This is a genomic window from Micromonospora sp. C81, from assembly GCF_018070425.1.
Taxonomy (GTDB): domain Bacteria; phylum Actinomycetota; class Actinomycetes; order Mycobacteriales; family Micromonosporaceae; genus Micromonospora; species Micromonospora zamorensis.
Window position 1 is genome coordinate 380,235 of sequence record NZ_JAGPXS010000002.1, and the last position, 21,466, is coordinate 401,700.

A 21,466-nucleotide genomic window follows, 5' to 3' on the forward strand; every position below is an offset into this window, starting at 1 on the left:
GAGGGCTAGCGGATCGCGGTGCGGGTGAACACGGCGAACTCGGCGATCGCCGTGGCGGCGATCGCCAGCACCAGCGGCCATGGCGAGCCGATCACCGCGTACACCAGCAGCAGCACCGGCGCGGCGGCCACGGCGTAGACCGCCAGGGCCATCGCGCGGTCAGAGTGCAGCATGGCGGGCAGGACGGTCCGGGCCAGCCCGGGCAACCGGGCCGCGAGCTGCCAGACGACGATCCCACCGGTGAGCGCGGCGAGCACCGCCAGCATGCGGGAGAACCCGTCGCTCGCCGACGCCGCGACCGCGACCAGCACCGCCGCCACCAGCGACCAGCCCGCCCCGTAGAGAACCAGGCGGTGCAGGCCGGACGCGAGGGTTCGCGGCGAGTCGACTCGGCTCGGGCTGATCGACACCGCGTCCGCCACGTGCGCCAACGCCTCCGACCAGCGGCGCTGCTCCAGACGCATGACACCGACCTCGTGCCCGGCCTCGGCGAGGCGCGGGTCGAGCCGCAACGCCTCCCGGTAGGCCCGCTCGGCCAGGTCGAACAGGTCCAGCCGGGCGGCGACCAGGCTGAGCACCAGATGGGCCTGCGGCTCCTCCGGTGCCAGCTCGACACCGCGCCAGGCCGCGTTCAGCGCCGGCTGGCCGTTGCGGGCGCCGGCCAGGATAGCCGCCGCGCTGCGCTGGGCGTACGCGTCGGCCGGGCCGAGGGCGAGGATCCGGTCTGCGGTGGCAGCCGACTCGGCGTAGCGCTCCAGATCGGCCAGGGCCATGCCCCGGGCGACCAGCGGCGGGAGCGCCTCCGGTGCGGCGGCCACGGCCGTGTCCGCGGCGGTGAGCGCCTCGGCCGGACGGTCGGCGGCCAGGTGCACCCGGGCCAGCATGGTGAGGGCATCCACGTCGTCCGGCTGGAGGGCCAGCCCGTAGGTCAGCTCGCCGGCCGCCTCGTCGTGGCGGCCGAGCTCGGCGAGGAGTTGGGCGCGCTGGACGTAGCCGTCGGCGGCGGACTGGTCGGGAGCGGGATCGCTGGACATCGCGGCGAGCTTAGGCGGCCGGCGCGTCGTACACCAGAGCCACCGCGATGCCGGTGAGCCCTTCCTCGCGGCCGGTGAAACCGAGCCCGTCGGTGGTCGCGGCGGACAGGGTGACCGGGGCGCCGACGGCGGAGGAGAGCACCTCCTGCGCCTCCGCACGACGCTTGCCGATCTTGGGACGGTTGCCGATGACCTGCACGGACACGTTGCCGATCTCCAGGCCGGCGGCCCGCACCCGGCGGGCCGTCTCGGTCAGCAGCGCCACACCGGACGCGCCGGCCCACTCCGGCTCACCCACCCCGAAGACGGAGCCGAGATCACCGAGGCCGGCGGCGGAGAGCAGCGCGTTGCAGGCGGCGTGCGCGACCACGTCGGCGTCCGAGTGCCCGGCAAGGCCGTCCTGGTCGGGCCAGAGCAGCCCGGCCACCCAGCAGGGCCGACCCGGCTCGAACGCGTGCACGTCGGTGCCGATGGCCACCCGGGGAACGATCATGATCAGAGCGTACGCGTCAACCGCCGGCGGCAAGCAGATGCTCCGCCAGAGCCAGGTCGAACGGTCGGGTGATTTTCAATGCGTACTCCGAGCCCGGCACGCAGCTCACCGTCACGCCCTGCTTCTCGACGAGACCGGCGTCGTCGGTGAGGGAGTCACCGGCTGCGGCGTGCGCGGCGCTGAGCACCGCCCGGCGGAAACCCTGCGGGGTCTGCACCGCGCGCAGGGCGGAACGGTCGACGGTGCCGAGCACCACCTCGTCGGCGCCGACCTCCTTGATCGTGTCGACGACCGGCAGGACCGGGATCACCGCGTCACGCCCGTCCCGGACTGCCGCGGCGACGGATTCGACCAGCTCGGGCGGCGTGAGCGCGCGGGCGGCGTCGTGCACCAGGATGATCGTCGGGCCAGCGGGCACCGCGGCCAGCGCGGCGGCCACCGACGCCTGTCGCTCCGCGCCGCCGGCCACCACGATCACCGGCGCGACCGGGGCCAGCAGCTCACGGACGGCCGCCACCTCGGCGACCGGCGCGGCCACCACGATCGTGTGCACCGACGGTGCGGCGGCCAGCCGTCGCACGGCGTGCACGAGGAGCGGCTCGCCGCCGAGCAGGCGCAGTGCCTTGGGTCGGCCGGGGCCGAGACGTACGCCGGCACCCGCCGCAGGCACGAGGACCGCGACGTCACCGCGCGGATTGAGCTGCGCGGTCACGTCACGGTCCTCGGTGGTTTCTTTGCTACGAAGTGGGTACGACGATGCTGTGCGGACTAGGCCTCGGTGAGGACCTTGTCGAGCAGCGTCTCCGCCTCGTCCTTGGTGCTCTTCTCAGCCAGCGCGACCTCACCGACGAGAATGTCGCGGGCCTTGGCCAGCATCCGCTTCTCACCAGCGGAAAGGCCCCGCTCCCGCTCCCGGCGCCACAGGTCGCGAACGACCTCGGCGACCTTCAGCGGGTTGCCGGAGGCCAGCTTTTCCAGGTTGGCCTTGTAACGCCGCGACCAGTTGGTCGGCTCCTCGGTGTGCGGAGCCCGGAGAACGTCGAAGACCTTGCCCAGGCCCTCTTCGCCGACCACCTCGCGCACACCCACGATCTCGGCATTCTCGGCGGGCACCCGGACCGTCAGGTCACCCTGCGCGACCCTCAGGACGAGGTATTTCTTAGGCTCGCCCTTGATGATCCGAGTCTCGATTGCCTCGATGAGTGCGGCCCCGTGGTGGGGGTAAACAACGGTCTCGCCGACACTGAAAACCATAGGTTCGAAACCCCTTTCGCTGTGTCTAGGGTAACACGGTCAGGCACTGATGTCTCTCCGATGTCCTGACCATTGGCGCAGCTCAGGGGCCCTGTGAGAGGTCTTGCTTCAGCTTGACAGGCGGTCAAACCAATGGTTCGAACACGCTCCGTAACGAACGAATGACTGCCCGGTACGGGTGAACGGAACGTCGAGATCAAGGGCTACGCGCTCCTCCCATGGTAGCCCGGCCAGCGGGACTGCGCCCAGGTGTAGCGGGAGGAGCCCCTGGTGCGCGACCCTGGAGACCGAGCCGCACTCCGCTCTCGAGACGCTTCCAGGGGGTCCGATGGGCAAGCCGGACGCAGAGGGCCACGGGCCGACCGACGGCCTGCCCGGTCTGCCGCCCGAGTGGGGCCGTGTCGTGGTTCCCGACGACGCCTCCGCGCTCGCCGCCGAGGCCGCCCAGATCCGCCGTGAACTCCGCAGGGCCACCGGCCTGCCCCGCAGCCGCGCTCTGGGCCTACCGCTGCTGGTCCTGCTGGTGGCGGTCCTCACCACGCTGACCGGCCTGGTCGCGGTCACCTGGCCACGCGCCAGCCGCAGCGACCGTCCGACCCCGGCGCCCTACTCGCCACCCGCGACCCTCGCCGGGCGGGCCCTGCCCGCCCTGGACCTGGTCGACGCGGGCCAGGCACCGGTGCCACTGCGCGGCCTGCTGCCCGCCATGATCATCCTGCTGGACGGCTGTCCCTGCCCGGACCGCGTCGCCGACGCCCTGACGGCTGCGCCCGCCGGGGTCTCCGTCGTGACTGTCAGCGGCGGCCGGACGGCGCCAGCCCCACCGACCAACCGGCCGCAGGTCCGGGCGCTGGCCGACCCCGCCGGAGGGCTGCGCTCCTTCCTGGGCCAACCGGCCCGCCCCGGCGTCGCCACCGCCCTGCTGGTCGACCGCGCCGGCACGGTGACCCTGGTGCTGCCCGACCTGGGGCCGGTGGACACCTACCGAGGTGAGCTGACCGCCCTCGGCGCCTGAGCGCGGCTCACCGCCTGAGCGGCCTGGTCGCGGCTCAGCGCGTGGAGTGCGGCGCAACGCGCCCGAGCGCGGCTGGCGGCCTAGCGCGGCAGGAAGACGAGTTGCGCCTGCACGTCGATCTCCCGCTCACCCGTCGCCGACAGCGACACCCGGAACGGCCTGCCGTGCGCCAGCACCTCGGCGCTGGCGACCGTGCCGTCGCAGTCGATCTGGGACGGCCCGGCGAGCCCGGCCCCGGAGACGCTCACCAGCATGGCGCCCGGCCTGGTGCACCGGTATTGCAGGAGGTGACGGCCACTGTCGCCCGCTGCCTGCCGGACCACGCTCTGCCCCGGAGCGAGTGTCGCCCGCTCCTGCCAAACGGTGTCGCGGAACGAGGGCAGATCATCCCCGAAGAAGAGGGCAGCGAGATTGCCGTCGATGTCGATGATCTTGCCGGTTTCCGGGTCGATCTCCGTCCGTACGCTCTCCGGGATGCTGACGACCTCGCCGCTCGCGTCCACCCGCATCGTCAGCCGTTCACCGGGCGCCCCGGTGACCAGGGCGCGTTCCAGCGCCGTGCTCACACTCGGCCCGGTGGACGGGACGGTCTCCGAAGGAGCAGCCGACCTGGCCGTCGAGGCGGGCGCGGCGGCCTGCCACCACCAGCCACCAACGGCCAGCACGGCCACCGCGGCACCCACCAGGACGACCGAACGCAGTCGGTCGTCCGCCGTCGTATCCATCCAGCGAGCGTACCGGCCGGAGGAGGAGGTGATCAGTCCTGTCGATCGAGCAGAGCGGCGTACAGGGTGAGGCCGGGACCGAACGCCAACATGACGACACGTCGAGCCGCAGGAGTCGCACGGCCCAGCCGGTCCAGGATCAGCAGCACGGTCGGGGACGAGCAGTTGCCGTGCTCGTCGAGCGTCGCCCGGGACGCCGCCAGACCCTGCGGCGGCAACGCCAACTCACGCTCCACCACGTTGAGGATCCGCGGCCCGCCCGGATGCACCGCCCAGCCGTCCACCTCGGAACTGGTGAGACCGTGCCGGGCCAGCAGATCGTCGACCAGCGCACGGACGTGCCTCGACAGCACCTGCGGCACCTTCGGTGACAGCCCCATCCGGAAACCGGCGTCGGTGACGTCCCACGTCATGTGGTCCGCTGTCGAGGTGTCGGTGACGGACGTGACCTCGCGCAACGCGTACCCCGGGCCACTCGGCGTGACCACGGCGGCGACCGCCGCATCCGAGAAGAGCGCGTGGGAGACGATCTGCTGGGTGTCCACCCTGGCACTCGACGGTTGGATGTGCAGGCTGGTCAGCTCCGCGCAGAGCAGCAGCGCCGGTCGTCCTCGCGCGGTGACGAAGTCACTCGCCGCACCGAGGCCCGGCATCGCCGCGTAACAGCCCATGTGGCCGATGAACATCCGCTGGGTGTCCGCGGCCATGCCGAGGTCCCGGGCGAGCAGGATGTCCAGCCCGGGGGTGGCGTAGCCCGTGCAGGAGCAGACGATGAACAGCCCGATGTCGCCGGCGTCCAAGCCGGCTGCGGTCAACGCGCGGCCCACCGCCTCCTTGCCCAACGGCAGCGCCTCGACCTGATAGCGACGCATCCGGCGCTCGGTCGGCCAGTCCGACACGTCCTCCAACAGCGGGTTGACCGCAGCCTGACGCCGGGTCACCCCGGAGTGCGCGAAGATCCGCTGGGCCAACGACCTGGTGGTGCCGGTGAAGTGCCGGGAGAAGTAGCCCTCCCACAACTCGTCCTGCGAAGCGGACGGCGGCTGTGCAATCCCGAGCCCCGCGATCACTGGTACGGACACGATCCCCACCTCTCGTCAAATGCTGTCCTCCCCCTGGCCGTCCCACCAGCCGCCTCGGCTGGCCTATCTTGCGTGCGAGCCCCGCAGGGCCGGCTCACCAACGCGGTGCCGATCCGTCGCGGTCCGGGTCGCCGCCCAGGGCGGCGATGCCCAGCCAGTCGGCGCAGACATCCGAGGTGGCCGGGTGCAGCGAGCCGCAGCGGGCATCGCGGTAGAGCCGCTCCAACGGATGACCACGTCGGGTCGCCGAGGTGCCCGCCGCCTCCAACACCGACGCCGCGACCTCGGCGGCCGTGGTGCCGGCGAGCAGCTTCGCCCGCCACACCCAACGGTTGGTCTCCTCGTCACCCGGCGCCTCGTCCACCCGACGGGCCGCCTCGGCGACCACCAGCTGGGCGGCCGCCGTGGCCGCGTCCGCCCGGCCCAGTCGGGCCCGCACCGCCGGCAGACCGGCCAGGTTGCGGGCGTTGAGGTGCTCGGCCGCCGCGTCGATCGCCGCCCGGGCCACCCCCACGTACACCGCCGCGTAGCTGGCCACCAGCCAGTGCGGCATCAGTTGGGCGACCACCAGCGCCAGCCCTTCCACACCGCCGAGCAGCCGGTCCGCCGGAACCGTCACGTCCAGGTGCAGGTCGTGCGAGGAGGTGGCACGCATGCCGAGCGCATCCCAGGTCGGCTCCACTGTCAACCCGTCACCGGCCGGCACCAGGAACTGCGAGACCACCGACTGGTCGGCCGCGCTGCGCGCCGCCACCAGGTAACCGTCGGCATGCCCGGCGCCGGAGCAGAAGGTCTTGCTGCCCTTGAGATGCCAACCCTCGTCGGTCGTCTCGTACGCCGTGGTCAGCTGGGACAGCCGGGCACCGGCGCCACGCTCGCTCATCGCGACCGCGTACCAGGAGCCCTGAGCCGCAGCGGTGAGCAGCCGGTCCCGGGCGACCAGCGCCTCGTCCGGCACACCCAACGCCTCGGCCAACTCCTCGGTGACCGCGCCCAGGGCACCGGTCACCGAGGCGTGCATGTTGAACACCAGGGCCGTCGCGCCGTTGCCCCGGGCAAGCTCAGTGGCCACCGCGGCGTACTCGGCGAAGCTGGCCTCCATGCCGCCCAGTGCCCGGGGCACCATCAACCCGAAAAGGCCAGCCTCCCGCAGGTCACGGAAGTCCTCGACGGGGAAGGAACCGTCCCGGTCGTGGTCCGCCGCACGCGCGGCGAACCGCGGCGCCAACCGGCGGGCCGCCTCAAGCGCCTGCACCGTCATATCGTCTCCTCCTCGGCGTCCCATACCCCCGCCAGGCCCGGACTATCCTTTGCGGACCCCCCGGCCCTGATAGAGCACGGCGGTGGACCGGGTCGGCACGATGCGTGGCGCGCGGCCCGTGGACGTCGCACCGGACGTCCGGGTCGCGCGGGCCCGGCGCAGCAACCAGGCAAGCATGCCCCCGACCTGCGGACGGATGCCTCGCAGCCGCAGGTCGACACCGTGCCGGGCACACTCGGCCACCAGTGCCCGGGCGTCCACGAACAACCGTGGATCGTGGATGCCGCGTGGCACGGTCGGCAGCCGCTCGGCGATCCGTACCGCGACGAGCCGGGCCAGCGCCGTGTCGTTCAGGGTGTCCAACACCAGCAGACCGCCCGGACGCAGCAGACGGCACGCCTCGGCCACCGCACGCGGCCAGGCCGGCACATGCTCCAGCAGCTCACCTGCGGAGACCACGTCGGCGCAACCGCTCGGCAGCGGGACGGCGGTGACGTCGCCCTGGACCACGCGCACCCCGTGCTCGGCCGCCTGGACCAGCGCCGAGCGAGTCAGATCCACCCCGACATGGCGGTAACCCTTGCCGGCCAGGTGCGGCGCGAGCAGACCGGCGCCGCAACCCAGATCGACCAGCAGCGCGCCCGGACGGGTGGCCGGCGGCACCAGCGCCGCGCGGGCCTCCGCCAGCCAGTGCAGCATCGCGAACGCGCCATCGGGCCGCCACCACTCACCGGCCAGGTCGTCGTACTGGCGCGGATCGTTACGCGGCAGCACCCGGGGGCCGGTGGACGCCGCGGACGCAGCCACGTCTCGCATGGCACCGAGCGTGGCACGACTGCTCGGTAACGACCAGACTTCCCTTATGTCGTCGAGGGTGTTAGGGCTGGTCAGAGCGAGCCATCCGGAACCGGCCGCAGCGGTGACCGCGGTTTCCGGCCTGTTGGCCTGGGGAGTGGGTCACCGGCCGACCGGAATCGTGTCCGTCGTGCTCGCCGTTCTTGCCAGCCAGCTCGCCGTCGGCTGGACCAACGACGCGCTGGACGCCGAGCGGGACGCCACTGTGGGGCGTACCGACAAACCGGTCGCCGCCGGCGCTGTCGGTCGGCGCACCACGGCCTGGGCCGCGGCGGTGGCCGCGGTGGCCTGTCCGTTGCTGGCGCTGACCACGAACCCCACTGCGGCGTTCTGGTTGACCGTCGCACTGGTCTCGGCGCTGCTCTACGACTGGCCGCTCAAGGCCACCGCGTTCTCGGTGCTGCCGTACGCCGTCTCGTTCGGCGCGCTGCCCGCCTTCGTGGTGCTGGCGCTGCCCGGGCAGCCGACCCCACCCGCCTGGCTGCTGGTCGCGGCGGCCTGCCTGGGGGCCGGGGCGCACTTCGCCAACGTGCTGCCCGACCTGGCCGACGACGCACGGACCGGGGTGCGCGGCCTGCCGCACCGGCTGGGCGCCGCCGGCAGCCGGATCGCGGCCGCCGGCCTGCTCCTCGCGGCGACCGCGGCCCTGGTCCTCGGGCCACCCGGGCCGCCGTCGGCGATCGGGGTGGCGGCGGTCGTCACGGCCGCCGTGGTGCCACCGCTGAGCTGGTACGCCGGGCGCTCGGCGGTCCGGGCCGGCCGGCGGCCGGTGTCGGCCTTCCGGGCGGTGATGCTGGTGGCCCTCATCGACGTGGTCCTGCTGGTCGCGAGCGGTCGGGTGGTGTGAACGGCACCCGGGCAGGTGGCATTGCCGGGTCCGCGTGCGGGCCTCGATCAGTCCCAACTACCCTGGAGCGCGGTCTGCGCGGGTATGGCCACCGTGCCCGGCGTGCGGCCCGGGTGGGGATTGTGACGAGGAGGACCGACGTGACGCGCTCGATCAGGGGATCCCGGCGTGCGGCCCTGTTGCTGTCCGGAATTGCGGCGGCCAGTCTGCTGACGTCCGGCTGCGGCACCGGACAGATCGCCGAGACCGCCACCAAGGAGGCGTCGGTCCAGGGCGTCAGCCTCACCACCAACAACGGTTCCTTCTCCGTGCGTGGCCTGCTCGTGGACTACCCGGGCACCGAGGGCTACAAGGCCGGCCAGGACGCTGGGCTCAGCGCCGTGATCTACAACGACTCGAAGGAGACGGTGACGGTCACCGTCACCACCGAGAGCGCCCGTGAGCTGGTGATCAGCGGCGGCTCGGCGAGCCCGTCGCCGTCCGCCTCGGAGTCCGCCTCCACGAGCCCGTCTCCCTCCGGCTCGGCCAGCCCGTCGACCTCCGGGTCCGGCTCGGCCAGCCCATCGGCGACCCCCTCCGAGACCGGGTCGTCCTCGGCCACCCCGTCCGCCCCGGAGTCGGCGCGGGCGTCCGGTTCGGCCAGCCCCTCCGCTCCGGGCACGCCGGCCCGGATCGAGCTGGCCCCGCTGAGCTACGTGCAGTTCAACTCCGAGGCCACCACCCAGCTCCGGCTGGTCGGTCTGACCGAGGCGCTGCGCTCCGGGCAGAACGTCCTGGTGACCTTCGACTTCGGCAACGGCAACACGGTCACCGGCCAGGCGCCGATCGCGGTGCCGCTCACTCCGGCCGCACCCCCCTCGCCGATCATCGAGCGCGAGGGCGGCTACGAGGGCGACGAGGGTGGCACCACCCACGAGTGACCCGAACCCACATCGACAAACGCCCCGGCGTGGTGACCACCACGCCGGGGTGTTTTCGTCGTACGCGAGGGCTAGCGTCCTGATGTGACCACCTCCCGATCGACCCCTTCGCGCGGCGGCACCGCCGGCGCCGCCCGTGGCCGGTCCGCCGCCCGCGAGCCGCGTCCGGCCTACCAGTGCGACGCCTGCGGGCACCAGCCACCCAAGTGGGTGGGGCGCTGCCCGGAGTGCGGCGAGTGGGGCGCGGTGGTCGAGAGCACGGTGACCGGCCCGACCGTCTCCGGTCGCGTGGTCAGCTCCCGGATGCCGACCGAGCCGGCCCGGCCGATCGCCACCATCAGCGCCGCTCCGGCCCGCGCCGTGCCCACCGGGGTGAGCGAACTCGACCGGGTGCTCGGCGGCGGCCTGGTCCCCGGTGCCGTGGTGCTGCTCGCTGGCGAGCCCGGTGTCGGCAAGTCGACCCTCCTGCTCGATGTGGCGCAGCATTGGGCGATCGGTGCCGGCAGCCCCTCACTGGTGGTCAGTGGCGAAGAGTCGGTCAGCCAGGTGCGCCTGCGCGCCGAACGGATGGGCACCCTGCACGAGCAGCTCTACCTCGCTGCGGAGAGCGACCTGGCGTCGGTGCTCGGTCACCTCGACGCGGTCAAGCCGGGCCTGTTGGTGCTCGACTCGGTGCAGACCATCTCGACCACCGGCACCGAGGGCGTGCCCGGTGGTGTGACCCAGGTGCGCGCGGTGACCGCCGCGCTGGTCTCGGTCGCCAAGGAGCGGGGCATCGCCACCGTGCTGGTCGGGCACGTCACCAAGGACGGCCAGGTGGCCGGGCCCCGGGTGCTGGAGCACCTGGTCGACGTCGTGCTGCACTTCGAGGGCGACAAGCACTCGTCGCTCCGCCTGGTGCGCGGCGTGAAGAACCGGTTCGGCGCGGCCGACGAGGTCGGCTGCTTCGAGATGCACGAGGGTGGCATCAGCAGCCTGGCCGACCCGTCCGGGCTGTTCCTGACCCGCTACGCGGAGCCGGTCCCGGGCACCTGTGTGACAGTGGCCATGGAGGGGCGGCGGGCCCTGGTCACCGAGGTCCAGGCCCTGATCGGCGCGACCGTGGCGGGCTCTCCCCGACGCACCGTCTCCGGCCTCGACTCGGCGCGTCTGGCGATGGTGCTCGCGGTGCTGCAACGACGCACCGAGCGGCTGACCCTGCACGACCGGGAGGTCTTCGCCGCCACTGTGGGCGGGATCCGGGTGGTGGAGCCGGCCGCCGACCTGGCGGTCGCGTTGGCGGTCGCCTCCGGCGGGCTCAACCTGGCCATCGCGCCGCACCTGGTGGCGATCGGTGAGGTGGGTCTGACCGGCGAGGTGCGCCGCGTCGGGGCGGTGCCGCGCCGGCTGGCCGAAGCGGCCCGGCTGGGGTTCAAGGTGGCCCTGGTGCCGACCGGTTGCGGGCCGGCCAGCACCGGCGCCGGCCCAGAGCACATGCGGGTGACCGAGGTCACGGACGTCCGTTCGGCACTGCACCATGCGGCCCGCGCGTCCGCCGAGTGACGCACCGTGCCGACGGAGACGGCGATACCGGACAGCACGTCGCAAGCGGGAATCGGTTGGAAGGGCCGCATCGTGACACATCACAGTAACCACGACAGCACCCACCGCACGGCAGTCCGTAGACTGTGCCCGTGCCGATCGACCGCGAAACCACCAAGCCAGCCGGCGCGCCGCCCCAGGCCCGCACCGGCGCCGTGGGCTCGCCCGCCCGCCCGATCAGCGTGAGCGTGACTGCGGGAGCCGCCGGGAGCGCCGGGGACCCGTTGCGGGCCAATCTCGCCCTGATGGCCCCGGGCACCGCCCTACGCGACGGTCTGGAGCGCATCCTGCGCGGCCGCACCGGCGCGCTCATCGTGCTCGGCTACGACAAGGTCGTCGAGGGCCTGTGCACCGGGGGCTTCCCGCTGGACGTGGAGTTCTCCGCGACGCGCGTCCGCGAGCTGTGCAAGATGGACGGCGCGGTCGTGCTCTCCAGCGACGGCACCAGGATCGTCCGGGCGGCCGTGCACCTGATGCCCGATCCGTCCATCCCGACCGAAGAGTCCGGCACCCGGCACCGCACCGCCGAGCGGGTGGCCCGGCAGACCGGCTACCCGGTCATCTCGGTCAGCCAGTCGATGCGGATCATCAGCCTCTACGTCAACGGCCAGCGGCACGTGCTCGACGACTCGGCCGCCATCCTCTCCCGGGCCAACCAGGCGCTCGCCACCCTGGAGCGCTACAAGCTCCGGCTGGACGAGGTCTCCGGCACGCTCTCCGCACTGGAGATCGAGGACCTGGTCACCGTACGGGACGCGGTGGCCGTGGTGCAGCGACTGGAGATGGTTCGCCGGATCGCCGACGAGATCGCCGGCTATGTGGTCGAGCTGGGCACCGACGGTCGCCTGCTCGCCCTGCAACTCGACGAGCTGATGGCCGGCGTGGACGCCGACCGCACGCTGGTCATCCGGGACTACCTCCCGATCGGCCGCAAGTCACGCACCCTGGACGAGGCACTCGTCGAGCTGGACCTGCTCGGCGCCACCGAGCTGATCGACCTGGTGGCGGTGGCCAAGGCGATCGGCTACCCGGCCGCGTCCGACGCGCTGGACGCCGCGGTCAGCCCTCGCGGCTTCCGGCTGCTGGCCAAGGTGCCCCGGCTGCCGGTCGCGGTGGTCGACCGCCTGGTGGTGCACTTCGGCAGCCTCCAGCGCCTGCTGGGCGCGACAGTGGAGGATCTGCAGGCCGTCGAGGGCGTCGGCGACGCAAGGGCCCGAGGCGTCCGCGAGGGGCTGTCCCGGCTCGCCGAGGCATCCATCCTGGAACGGTACGTCTGACCCCGGCTCAGCCGGTGATGGTGAGCTTCACGGGTGAGCTGAGCTTCGTGCCCACCCGGGCGAACACCTGGTACGACCCGAGCGGCGGGAACGGCCCGCCGGCCAGCGCACCGTCGCACCGGCTGGTGTCCCGCCCGTTCCACGGCACCTGGTAGGCGCGCTCGAAGTTCGGCGTGAAGGTCTGCACGTCCGAGCCCTGGACCTTGCCGCAGGTGTCCGACGACCAGATCTTCTCCGCACCGGACTTGATGAAGATCTCCTGCAGGTCGGCGCCGACGTTCCGACTGCACGTGCGGTCCGACGTGTTCTTGATCTTGAGTTGCAGCTCGACCACCGCCCCACGCTGGACCGAGGTCGGGCTCGCCGACGAGACCACGCTGATCTCCGCGTCGGTGCAGGTGCCGTCGTCCTCCGAACCGGCCGCCGCGCCCAGCGGAGGTGTGTTGCTGGTGATCGCGGGACTCGGACTCGTCACAGCCGGATCGGCGGACGCGGGCGGCGGCGGAGCCCCGGTCTCCGGGGTCAGCACCGGGCCCTCAGGAGCGGGCGTGCCGGCGGAAGTCGGCGTCGAAGTCGCCCCCGCGGTCGGCTTCTCGCCGGAACGACCCGACTGGGTGCACGAGTAGAGCAGGACAATCAGGAAAAGTAGCCCCGCTCCGAGTACGACGACGCGACGCCGCCAGTACACGGCGGGTGGCAGGGGGCCGACCGTCAGACGCATGATGCCTCCCACCGTAGCCGCGCTCCCCCGGCCAGTACGGCGCGACGCGCCGGGGCCGCCCGCGGGCACCCGATCCACTCTCCACTCAGGACAAAACTGCCGACCGTCCGGCGACCGATCAGAGGTAGACCTTGCGCTGGTAGACGGCGTGCGCACCGGCCACCCGATCCAGGAAGAGCAACCCCGCGCAGTGGTCGATCTCGTGCTGCAACGCCCGAGCCTCGAAGCCGTCGGTCACCAACCGGACCGGCTCACCGGTGCCCGGCAGGTCACCCTCCACCACCAGCCGGCTGGCCCGCTTCACATCCCCCGTCAGGTCCGGCACCGACATGCACCCCTCCCGACCCGGCTTCCACCGCGTCGCCTCGACCACCCGGGCGTTGCAGAGCACGAAGGTGCCATGCACCGTGACCGCCTTCGGGTGCCCGGTCACATCGACGGCGAACACACGCGCACCCACCCCGACCTGCGGCGCGGCCAGCCCCACGCAGCCCGGCGACACCCGCATCGTCGCCACCAGGTCGGCCGCGAGCTGGACGGTCTCCTTCGCGGTCGGATCGACCCCCTCGGCGGCCCGACTCAACACCGGATGAGGGGCCGACACAACCGGCCGCACCTCACCGGGCACGACCAGCGACTCGGGTGTCCAGTCGCCCAGACCGACGTACGCCTCGACGTCCGGCCCGTTCTCCTCGCCGCTCACAACAGATCCGGGTCCGCCGGCCGGAGGGTGACCTCCACGCCCAGCTCGGCAGCCGTCCGGTGCAACCGGTCGATCAGTGTGTCGGCCACACCAGCCGGCAACTCGACCTCGGCCAACACCACGTAGAGCGACCCGGCCAACCGCGTACTCAGGTCGGTGACGTTTCCGCCGGCGTCGACCAGCACCCGGGTCATCGCCGCGACGATGCCCATCCGGTCCGAACCGTGCACCGCCATCACGTACGGCTCACCCGCCGCAGGCACCTCGCCGTCCGGCGTGACCGCGCGTACCGTCGCCAGCAGTTGCCCCTCGGCGGCCAGCGGCGCCAACGCGGCCTCGACCTCGGCGGAGGCCGGCCCGGTGCAGATCAGGGTCATCGCGAAATGCCCCCGCAGCCGCGTCATCGTGCTGTCGGTGAGGTTCGCACCCAGTCGGGCGAGGACCTCGGCGACGTCGGCCACGATGCCCGGCCGGTCCCGACCGATGACGGTGATCGCGAGCTCGTTCATCCGGGCATTCTCTCCGATCCGTCGGACGCAGCCATGGCACCCCGCCCGAGCCGCCCATCCAGCGGGATCGCCAGGCGTGACATCATCGACGGCGCCATGACTCAACCCGATTTCGCCACCCTGGTCAGCCGCTGGTTCCAGCAACACGCCCGTGACCTGCCGTGGCGTGCACCCGGGGTCACCCCGTGGGCCATCCTGGTCAGCGAGGTCATGCTCCAGCAGACCCCCGTGGTCCGGGTGGTGCCGGCCTGGCAGGCATGGCTTTCCCGCTGGCCGGACCCGGCGGCGCTGGCCGCGGACACCCCGGCCGAGGCGATCCGGATGTGGGGACGTCTCGGCTACCCCCGTCGGGCAGTTCGGCTGCGAGAATGCGCGGTCGCGATCGTGGACCGGCACGGCGGCCAGGTGCCGGACCGGTTGGAGCAACTGCTGGCACTGCCCGGGGTCGGCACCTACACGGCGCGGGCAGTGGCCACCTTCGCGTACGGGCAGCGGCACCCGGTGGTCGACACCAACGTTCGCCGGGTGGTCTGCCGGGCGGTGGCCGGCGAGCCGGACGCCGGACCGGTCACCCGGCCAGCCGACCTGGTCGCCACCGAAGAGCTGCTCCCGGTGGAACCGGCCGCCGCGGCACTCGCCAGCGCCGCGTTCATGGAACTGGGCGCGGTGATCTGCACAGCCCGGTCACCGCGCTGTACCGCCTGCCCGGTCGAGTCGGTCTGCGCCTGGCGGGCCTCCGGCCAGGAGGCGCCAGCAGGGCCAACCCGGCGACCCCAGCGGTACGCGGGCACCGACCGACAGGTACGCGGTCTCCTGCTCGGGGTGCTCCGGGAGACCACCGGGCCGGTCCCACACCAGCGCCTGGACCAGGTCTGGACCGATGACGTCCAACGTGCCCGAGCCCTGGCCGGCCTGGTGCAGGACGGGCTGGTCGAAGCGGCCGGAGCCGACAGCTTCCGCCTCGTCGGCGACGGCCCGTCCCACCCGACAGCCGACCTGACCACCTGACCCACCCCGCCCTGACCCTGTCTTGTCCTGCCCCCGCCCGCCGCGCGGGCCGCGCCCCGCCGCGCGGACGGCCCCGCGCCACGCCACGCCGCCAGCCGCACTCCGCCCACAACATCAGGGAAGTTGCTGCCTCCGGACGTCATGAGGCAGCACTTTCCCTGATGTTGCGCGGATCTTGCGTAGCGCGGCGCAGAGAGACACGGCGGGCACGGGCAGGCGCGGGCGGGCGCGGGTGACCTGTGGGGGTAGCGCAAAAAAGGCGGGGCCCCGGTGGCTCACGCCACCGGGGCCCCGCCCTCTTACTGCTTGTTACGCCACCTCGTCCGTCGCCGCTGCCGCAGTGCCGGCGGCCGTGCCACCGAGGTCGGCCGGAACGGCGTCCGGAACCTCGACCGGCTTCTCGGCACCCCGGAAGACGAGCTTGGACTTGTCGATGTCGTTCGGGTCGCCCTCGCAGTCCACCACGACGATCTGACCCGGGGTCAGCTCGTTGAACAGGATCCGCTCGGAGAGGTTGTCCTCGATGTCGCGCTGGATCGTGCGACGAAGCGGACGTGCACCGAGCACCGGGTCGAAGCCCTTCGCCGCCAGGTACTTCTTGGCGTTGTCGGTCAGCTCCAGACCCATGTCCTTGTTGCGCAGCTGGCCCTCGATCCGCTGGATCATGATGTCCACGATCGAGAGGATCTCGGTCTGACGCAGCTGGTGGAAGACGATGGTGTCGTCGATCCGGTTGAGGAACTCAGGCCGGAAGTGCTGCTTGAGCTCGTCGTTGACCTTCTGCTTCATCCGGTCGTAGTTGGACTCGGAGTCCTCCGACTGCTGGAAGCCCAGCGACACCGCCTTGGCGACGTCACGGGTGCCCAGGTTGGTGGTCAGGATGATGACCGTGTTCTTGAAGTCCACGATTCGACCCTGACCGTCGGTGAGCCGACCGTCCTCCAGGATCTGGAGCAGCGTGTTGAACACGTCCGGGTGGGCCTTCTCGATCTCGTCGAAGAGGACCACCGAGAACGGCCGACGCCGCACCTTCTCGGTCAGCTGCCCGCCCTCGTCGTAACCGACGTAGCCGGGAGGGGCACCCACGAGCCGGGAGACCGTGTAGCGGTCGTGGAACTCGGACATGTCCAGCTGGATGAGGGAATCCTCGCTGCCGAAGAGGAACTCGGCGAGCGCCTTGGACAGCTCGGTCTTACCGACACCGGACGGACCGGCGAAGATGAACGAGCCCGACGGGCGCTTCGGGTCCTTCAGGCCGGCCCGGGTACGCCGGATCGCCTTCGAGACCGCCTTGACCGCGTCCTCCTGGCCGATGACGCGCTTGTGCAGCTCGTCCTCCATGCGCAGCAGGCGTGAGGTCTCCTCCTCGGTCAGCTTGTAGACCGGGATGCCGGTCCAGTTGCCGAGAACCTCGGCGATCTGCTCGTCGTCAACCTCGCTGACGACGTCCAGGTCACCGGCCTTCCACTCCTTCTCCCGCTGAGCCTTCTGACCAAGGAGCTGCTTCTCCTTGTCACGCAGCTGAGCGGCGCGCTCGAAGTCCTGAGCGTCGATCGCGGACTCCTTGTCGCGGCGCACCTGGGCGATGCGCTCGTCGAAGTCACGCAGGTCTGGCGGCGCGGTCATCCGACGGATCCGCATCCGGGCACCGGCCTCGTCGATCAGGTCGATCGCCTTGTCCGGCAGGAAGCGGTCGGAGATGTACCGGTCGGCCAGCGTCGCCGCAGCCACGAGAGCGGCGTCGGTGATGCTCACCCGGTGGTGCGCCTCGTAGCGGTCACGCAGGCCCTTGAGGATCTCGATGGTGTGCGCCAGCGACGGCTCACCCACCTGGATCGGCTGGAAGCGGCGCTCGAGAGCGGCGTCCTTCTCCAGGTGCTTGCGGTATTCGTCGAGGGTGGTGGCACCGATGGTCTGCAGCTCGCCACGGGCCAGCATCGGCTTGAGGATGCTCGCGGCGTCGATCGCGCCCTCGGCGGCACCCGCACCCACCAGGGTGTGGATCTCGTCGATGAACAGGATGATGTCGCCGCGGGTGCGGATCTCCTTGAGCACCTTCTTGAGGCGCTCCTCGAAGTCACCGCGGTAGCGGGAACCGGCGACGAGCGCACCCAGGTCGAGCGTGTAGAGCTGCTTGTCCTTCAGAGTCTCGGGCACCTCGCCCTTGATGATCTTCTGGGAAAGCCCCTCCACCACGGCGGTCTTACCGACGCCGGGCTCACCGATCAGGACCGGGTTGTTCTTGGTACGGCGGGAGAGCACCTGCATGACCCGCTCGATTTCCTTCTCGCGCCCGATGACCGGGTCGAGCTTGCCCTCGCGGGCGGCCTGAGTCAGGTTGCGGCCGAACTGGTCCAGCACGAGGCTGGTCGACGGCGCGGCCTCACCCGGCGTGGCGCCCGCCGCGGCAGGCTCCTTGCCCTGGTAGCCGGAAAGCAGCTGGATCACCTGCTGGCGGACCCGGTTGAGGTCGGCGCCGAGCTTGACCAGCACCTGGGCGGCAACGCCCTCGCCCTCACGGATCAGCCCGAGCAGGATGTGCTCCGTGCCGATGTAGTTGTGGCCGAGCTGCAGCGCCTCGCGCAGCGACAGCTCCAGCACCTTCTTGGCCCGCGGCGTGAACGGGATGTGCCCGCTCGGCGCCTGCTGGCCCTGGCCGATGATCTCCTCGACCTGCTGGCGGACGCCCTCCAGGGAGATGCCGAGGCTCTCCAGGGCCTTTGCCGCGACGCCTTCACCTTCGTGGATCAGGCCCAGCAGGATGTGTTCCGTACCGATGTAGTTGTGGTTGAGCATCCGGGCCTCTTCTTGGGCCAGGACGACAACCCGTCGCGCTCGGTCGGTGAACCGCTCGAACATGCCCTCGTGCTCCTCACGTGCCGTGCGCCTTGATGGTCAAGATCTTGGCGGGGCCGGTGCACGAACGTCCGGGACGGGCGTCCGTGCCTCCTTACTCTATCGTCGTTCACCGACTCAGCTGAGGTCGTGTGTCTCTGCTCTGGGTCGGTTCCACGTCGTTTTGGACAACCGTCCGCGCTCAGGAGGTGTTCCGGTAGCCCTGTCGCTACGCGCAGAGCGAAATCCGACTGGCGTGACAGAAGCCCGATCCGGGCTCCGGAAGCGCCGTGGAGGCGCTCCGAGGGGCTCGGAGGGGGTGGGCCGGAGGTCGCGACGAACGCCGCGCCGGGCCCTGGGGAAGGTTGTCCACAGGTTGTGGACAGCTGTTCCACTGGTTGTGGACAACGCCGCCGGGTGCCGAATGCTTCCCGGGCCCCGGACGGGCGTCGGCGGATACGGCGACGCCGGCCCGGAGAGGTGCTCCGGCCCGGCGTCGGTGTCGCCTGCGGTGGCGGAAGAGCCACCAGGTCGCTGACGGATCAGCGCTTCGCGTGGTACTCGTCAACGATCTCCTGTGGGATACGACCCCGGTCCGAGATGTCCTTGCCGGACTTCTTGGCCCACTCCCGGATCGCCTTGTTCTGCTCCCGATCGGCGGTCGCGCCACCCCGACCGCGGGCGGCACGCCCACCGATCACGACGCCGCCGCGACCGACCTTGGTGCCAGCGCCCACGTACGCGGCAAAAGCGTCGCGCAATTTAGCGGCGTTGGCCTTCGACAGGTCGATCTCGTACTGAACGCCGTCGAGGGCGAACTTGACGGTCTCGTCAGCGTCCCCGCCGTCCAGGTCATCGACCAGCTTGTGAATGATCTGCTTGGCCACGTCCCACATTCCTTTCGAGCAGGGCGCTCCTGCTTAACGAGAGCACAATAACCCGCGCGCCGCTCGCCGCGTCAATAGGATGCCGTTACGGCCCGGCGTGAGCCGGGCCCGACTACTCGGGGCGGACCAACGGGAAGAGGATCGTTTCCCGAATTCCGAGCCCCGTCAGGGCCATCAACATCCGGTCGATTCCCATTCCCATGCCGCCGGCCGGCGGCATTCCATACTCCATCGCCCGGAGAAAGTCCTCGTCGAGACGCATCGCCTCGTCGTCGCCCCGCGCGGCCAGCTGCGCCTGGGCCACCAGCCGCTCGCGCTGCACCACCGGGTCGACCAGCTCGGAGTACGCGGTGCCCAGCTCGAAGCCGAGCACGTAGAGGTCCCACTTCTCGGCCAGACCCGGCTCGCTGCGGTGGGCCCGGGTGAGCGGGCTGGTCTCCTCCGGGTAGTCGCGCACGAAGGTGGGCGCCACAAGGCCGGGGACGACCAGCTCCTCGAACAGTTCCTCGGCCAGCTTGCCCGGCCCCCACTTGGGGTCCACGGCCAATCCCACCTTGTCCGCGTACTCGACGAGGCGGGAACGATCGGTGCGGACCGTGACCTCCTCGCCCAGCGCTTCGGAAAGCACGCCGAACAGCGTCACGGATCGCCACTCGCCGCCCAGGTCGAACTCCCGACCGTCGGCGTGGGTCACCACCATCGAGCCGCTGACCGCGATCGCCGCCTGTTGCACGAGATTGCGGGTCAACTCGGCCATCGTGTTGTAGTCGCCGTAGGCCTGGTACGTCTCCAGCATCGCGAACTCCGGCGAGTGCGAAGAGTCGACACCCTCATTACGGAAGTTGCGGTTGATCTCGAAGACGCGGTCGACGCCACCGACCACAGCGCGCTTGAGAAACAGTTCCGGCGCGATTCGCAGATACAGATCGGTGTTCAACGCATTGCTGTGGGTCACGAACGGTCGGGCCGCCGCGCCACCATGCAGCAGTTGCAACATCGGTGTTTCCACCTCGATGAAGCCCTGCCCGTGCAGTGAATCGCGCAGACTACGTACGGCGGCGGCCCGGGTGCGAACCATCTCCCGCGCCTGCGGCCGGACGATCAGGTCGACGTAACGCTGCCGGACGCGCGCCTCCTCGGAGAGCGGCTTGTGCGCCACCGGCAGCGGACGCAGCGCCTTCGCGGTCATCTCCCATTCCTGCGCCAGCACCGACAGCTCACCCCGGCGGCTGGTGATCACCTCACCGGTGACGCCGACGTGGTCGCCGAGGTCGACCAGGCGCTTCCAGGCCTCCAGTCGCTCCGGGCCGACCCGGTCCAGCGAGAGCATCGCCTGCAACTCGGTGCCGTCGCCGTCCCGGAGGGTCGCGAAGCAGAGCTTGCCCGTGTTGCGTACGAAGATCACCCGGCCGGTGACCGCGACCTGGTCACCGGTCGCGGTGTCGGTCGGCAGGTCGGCGTAGCGCGCCCGGACCTGCGCCAGGGTGGTCGTGCGGGAGAAACCGACCGGGTAGGGCTCGACGCCCTCGGCGAGCATCCGGTCCCGCTTCTCCCGGCGGACCTTCATCTGCTCGGGAAGGTCGTCTGCGGGGTCCACTGGCACGGGGTTCTGCTCGCTCACGGCACGCTTCCTCGTCACGGGAGATACAGGGGTCAGGCCCGAGCGTACTCAAGCCCTCAGTGGGTCGTTACCGGATAACCTGCCCGGCATGGCGGATCACACCCAGGCTCTCTCATTCGGTGCGGCGGCAGCCGACTACGACCGGTTTCGTCCCCGTTATCCGGAACCGGCAGTGCGGTGGGCGCTGGACGGGTTGGGGAGTTCCGCCCGCATCGTCGACCTGGGCGCGGGCACCGGCATCCTCACGCGCGGCGTGCTCGCCCTGGGCCACGAGGTGACACCCGTGGAGCCGGACCCCGCCATGCGCGCCCAACTGGCGGCCGCCACCCCCGGACTCACGGCGCTGGCCGGTGGCGCGGAGTCGGTGCCCCTGCCCGACGAGGTCGCGGACGCCGTGGTGGTGGGGCAGGCGTACCACTGGTTCGACCGGGAGCTGGCGCACATCGAGATCGCCCGGGTGCTGCGGCCCGGCGGGACGTTCGCCCCGATCTGGAACATGCGCGACGATCGGGTGGACTGGGTCGCCGAGCTGGGCCGGATCGCACACCTGGGGGACAACGCCGGCAACGTGATCGAGAGGTACACCGACTTCGGTCCCGCGTTCGAGCCGATCGAGCTGGGCGAGTTCAACCACCACACCACGCTCACACCGGACGACATCGTCGCGATGTTGCACACCCGCTCGTACTGGCTCACCGCCCCGGCCGAGCGGCGGGCGACGATCGACCAGGAGCTGCGGGAGCTCCTGGCCACCCACCCCGAACTGGCCGGTCGGGAGACCGTCGAGCTGCCGTACCGCACGATGGTCCTGCGGGCCCGGCGGCGCTGACACCACCGC

The 21,466-nt window shown here is 71.4% G+C and carries 21 protein-coding genes; 7 read left to right on the forward strand and 14 right to left on the reverse strand.

Translation table 11 applies throughout. The features are described 5' to 3' along the window. Window positions 1-5: 5 nt before the first annotated feature. The 4 genes from KBX46_RS05320 to KBX46_RS05335 are packed head-to-tail and all read right to left on the reverse strand — an operon-like array spanning window position 6 to window position 2,781. Window positions 6-1,034, reverse strand: a complete 1,029-nt coding sequence (locus KBX46_RS05320) for a tetratricopeptide repeat protein (RefSeq protein WP_099849079.1) — start codon at window positions 1,032-1,034, stop codon at window positions 6-8. Between the two features lie 10 nt (window positions 1,035-1,044). Beyond that, on the reverse strand, window positions 1,045-1,530 hold the full coding sequence (ispF, locus tag KBX46_RS05325; RefSeq protein WP_210791471.1) for a 2-C-methyl-D-erythritol 2,4-cyclodiphosphate synthase: 486 nt from the start codon (window positions 1,528-1,530) through the stop codon (window positions 1,045-1,047). A gap of 13 nt (window positions 1,531-1,543) precedes the next feature. Then, window positions 1,544-2,239, reverse strand: a complete 696-nt coding sequence (ispD, locus tag KBX46_RS05330; RefSeq protein ID WP_210791266.1) for a 2-C-methyl-D-erythritol 4-phosphate cytidylyltransferase — start codon at window positions 2,237-2,239, stop codon at window positions 1,544-1,546. Window positions 2,240-2,295: 56 nt separating this feature from the next. Beyond that, on the reverse strand, window positions 2,296-2,781 hold the full coding sequence (locus tag KBX46_RS05335) for a CarD family transcriptional regulator (protein WP_088950500.1): 486 nt from the start codon (window positions 2,779-2,781) through the stop codon (window positions 2,296-2,298). 328 nt (window positions 2,782-3,109) lie between these two features. On the opposite strand from KBX46_RS05335, the gene KBX46_RS05340 reads away from it, so the two are divergent. Continuing rightward, on the forward strand, window positions 3,110-3,796 hold the full coding sequence (locus tag KBX46_RS05340; protein ID WP_210791268.1) for a hypothetical protein: 687 nt from the start codon (window positions 3,110-3,112) through the stop codon (window positions 3,794-3,796). An 80-nt stretch (window positions 3,797-3,876) separates the two neighbouring features. Here the strand turns inward: KBX46_RS05340 and KBX46_RS05345 are convergent, their stop codons facing one another. From KBX46_RS05345 to KBX46_RS05360, 4 genes are all read right to left on the reverse strand, one after another. Further along, window positions 3,877-4,521 carry a hypothetical protein gene (locus KBX46_RS05345; RefSeq protein WP_210791277.1) on the reverse strand — a complete coding sequence of 215 codons (645 nt, stop codon included), beginning with the start codon at window positions 4,519-4,521 and terminating at the stop codon, window positions 3,877-3,879. Between the two features lie 32 nt (window positions 4,522-4,553). Beyond that, the gene (locus tag KBX46_RS05350) at window positions 4,554-5,612 is read right to left on the reverse strand and encodes a type III polyketide synthase (protein ID WP_374224938.1); all 1,059 of its coding nucleotides are present in this window, start codon (window positions 5,610-5,612) and stop codon (window positions 4,554-4,556) included. 85 nt (window positions 5,613-5,697) lie between these two features. After that, entirely contained in the window at window positions 5,698-6,864 is a 1,167-nt protein-coding gene (locus KBX46_RS05355) for an acyl-CoA dehydrogenase family protein (RefSeq protein ID WP_210791282.1), read from the reverse strand. 42 nt (window positions 6,865-6,906) lie between these two features. Beyond that, entirely contained in the window at window positions 6,907-7,680 is a 774-nt protein-coding gene (locus KBX46_RS05360) for a bifunctional 2-polyprenyl-6-hydroxyphenol methylase/3-demethylubiquinol 3-O-methyltransferase UbiG (protein ID WP_099849091.1), read from the reverse strand. A 46-nt stretch (window positions 7,681-7,726) separates the two neighbouring features. On the opposite strand from KBX46_RS05360, the gene KBX46_RS05365 reads away from it, so the two are divergent. From KBX46_RS05365 to disA, 4 genes are all read left to right on the forward strand, one after another. Then, window positions 7,727-8,566, forward strand: a complete 840-nt coding sequence (locus KBX46_RS05365; protein WP_088950505.1) for a UbiA family prenyltransferase — start codon at window positions 7,727-7,729, stop codon at window positions 8,564-8,566. Between the two features lie 140 nt (window positions 8,567-8,706). Beyond that, window positions 8,707-9,486 (forward strand): hypothetical protein, encoded by a 780-nt coding sequence (locus KBX46_RS05370; RefSeq protein ID WP_210791284.1) that lies wholly within the window; start codon window positions 8,707-8,709, stop codon window positions 9,484-9,486. Window positions 9,487-9,570: 84 nt separating this feature from the next. Next, window positions 9,571-11,028, forward strand: coding sequence for a DNA repair protein RadA (radA, locus tag KBX46_RS05375; RefSeq protein ID WP_210791293.1), 1,458 nt, complete (start codon window positions 9,571-9,573; stop codon window positions 11,026-11,028). 131 nt (window positions 11,029-11,159) lie between these two features. After that, window positions 11,160-12,344 carry a DNA integrity scanning diadenylate cyclase DisA gene (disA, locus tag KBX46_RS05380; protein WP_088952067.1) on the forward strand — a complete coding sequence of 395 codons (1,185 nt, stop codon included), beginning with the start codon at window positions 11,160-11,162 and terminating at the stop codon, window positions 12,342-12,344. Window positions 12,345-12,351: 7 nt separating this feature from the next. Here disA and KBX46_RS05385 read toward each other — a convergent pair whose 3' ends face one another. The 3 genes from KBX46_RS05385 to KBX46_RS05395 form a co-directional block, all read right to left on the reverse strand. Beyond that, window positions 12,352-13,065 carry a hypothetical protein gene (locus tag KBX46_RS05385; RefSeq protein WP_210791295.1) on the reverse strand — a complete coding sequence of 238 codons (714 nt, stop codon included), beginning with the start codon at window positions 13,063-13,065 and terminating at the stop codon, window positions 12,352-12,354. Window positions 13,066-13,183: 118 nt separating this feature from the next. After that, on the reverse strand, window positions 13,184-13,768 hold the full coding sequence (locus tag KBX46_RS05390; protein ID WP_099849097.1) for a peptide deformylase: 585 nt from the start codon (window positions 13,766-13,768) through the stop codon (window positions 13,184-13,186). Next, a complete protein-coding gene (locus KBX46_RS05395; RefSeq protein WP_088950510.1) occupies window positions 13,765-14,277 on the reverse strand; it encodes a glycine cleavage system protein R in 513 nt (170 codons plus the stop codon). The genes KBX46_RS05390 and KBX46_RS05395 overlap by 4 nt, the downstream gene beginning before the upstream one ends. 96 nt (window positions 14,278-14,373) lie before the next feature. On the opposite strand from KBX46_RS05395, the gene KBX46_RS05400 reads away from it, so the two are divergent. Next, window positions 14,374-15,285, forward strand: a complete 912-nt coding sequence (locus KBX46_RS05400) for an A/G-specific adenine glycosylase (protein ID WP_210791296.1) — start codon at window positions 14,374-14,376, stop codon at window positions 15,283-15,285. A 309-nt stretch (window positions 15,286-15,594) separates the two neighbouring features. Here the strand turns inward: KBX46_RS05400 and KBX46_RS05405 are convergent, their stop codons facing one another. From KBX46_RS05405 to lysS, 3 genes are all read right to left on the reverse strand, one after another. Next, on the reverse strand, window positions 15,595-18,144 hold the full coding sequence (locus KBX46_RS05405) for an ATP-dependent Clp protease ATP-binding subunit (protein WP_088950512.1): 2,550 nt from the start codon (window positions 18,142-18,144) through the stop codon (window positions 15,595-15,597). 518 nt (window positions 18,145-18,662) lie between these two features. Beyond that, on the reverse strand, window positions 18,663-19,007 hold the full coding sequence (locus KBX46_RS05410; protein WP_088952068.1) for an Lsr2 family protein: 345 nt from the start codon (window positions 19,005-19,007) through the stop codon (window positions 18,663-18,665). A gap of 112 nt (window positions 19,008-19,119) precedes the next feature. Beyond that, window positions 19,120-20,628: a lysine--tRNA ligase gene (gene lysS, locus KBX46_RS05415; RefSeq protein WP_141911558.1), complete on the reverse strand. Its 1,509-nt coding sequence runs from the start codon at window positions 20,626-20,628 to the stop codon at window positions 19,120-19,122. Between the two features lie 88 nt (window positions 20,629-20,716). Here lysS and KBX46_RS05420 point away from each other — a divergent pair, with 88 nt between their 5' ends. Continuing rightward, window positions 20,717-21,457, forward strand: coding sequence for a class I SAM-dependent methyltransferase (locus tag KBX46_RS05420; RefSeq protein WP_099849101.1), 741 nt, complete (start codon window positions 20,717-20,719; stop codon window positions 21,455-21,457). The last annotated feature ends 9 nt before the right edge of the window (window positions 21,458-21,466 follow it).

Coding starts and splice junctions, on each gene's coding strand:
- KBX46_RS05320 (WP_099849079.1), bottom strand. CDS start 1,034: ATGTCCAGCGATCCCGCTCCCGACCAGTCCGCCGCCGACGGCTACGTC.
- KBX46_RS05335 (WP_088950500.1), bottom strand. CDS start 2,781: ATGGTTTTCAGTGTCGGCGAGACCGTTGTTTACCCCCACCACGGGGCC.
- KBX46_RS05340 (WP_210791268.1), top strand. CDS start 3,110: ATGGGCAAGCCGGACGCAGAGGGCCACGGGCCGACCGACGGCCTGCCC.
- KBX46_RS05345 (WP_210791277.1), bottom strand. CDS start 4,521: ATGGATACGACGGCGGACGACCGACTGCGTTCGGTCGTCCTGGTGGGT.
- KBX46_RS05355 (WP_210791282.1), bottom strand. CDS start 6,864: ATGACGGTGCAGGCGCTTGAGGCGGCCCGCCGGTTGGCGCCGCGGTTC.
- KBX46_RS05360 (WP_099849091.1), bottom strand. CDS start 7,680: ATGCGAGACGTGGCTGCGTCCGCGGCGTCCACCGGCCCCCGGGTGCTG.
- KBX46_RS05365 (WP_088950505.1), top strand. CDS start 7,727: ATGTCGTCGAGGGTGTTAGGGCTGGTCAGAGCGAGCCATCCGGAACCG.
- KBX46_RS05385 (WP_210791295.1), bottom strand. CDS start 13,065: ATGCGTCTGACGGTCGGCCCCCTGCCACCCGCCGTGTACTGGCGGCGT.
- KBX46_RS05395 (WP_088950510.1), bottom strand. CDS start 14,277: ATGAACGAGCTCGCGATCACCGTCATCGGTCGGGACCGGCCGGGCATC.
- KBX46_RS05400 (WP_210791296.1), top strand. CDS start 14,374: ATGACTCAACCCGATTTCGCCACCCTGGTCAGCCGCTGGTTCCAGCAA.
- KBX46_RS05405 (WP_088950512.1), bottom strand. CDS start 18,144: ATGTTCGAGCGGTTCACCGACCGAGCGCGACGGGTTGTCGTCCTGGCC.
- KBX46_RS05420 (WP_099849101.1), top strand. CDS start 20,717: ATGGCGGATCACACCCAGGCTCTCTCATTCGGTGCGGCGGCAGCCGAC.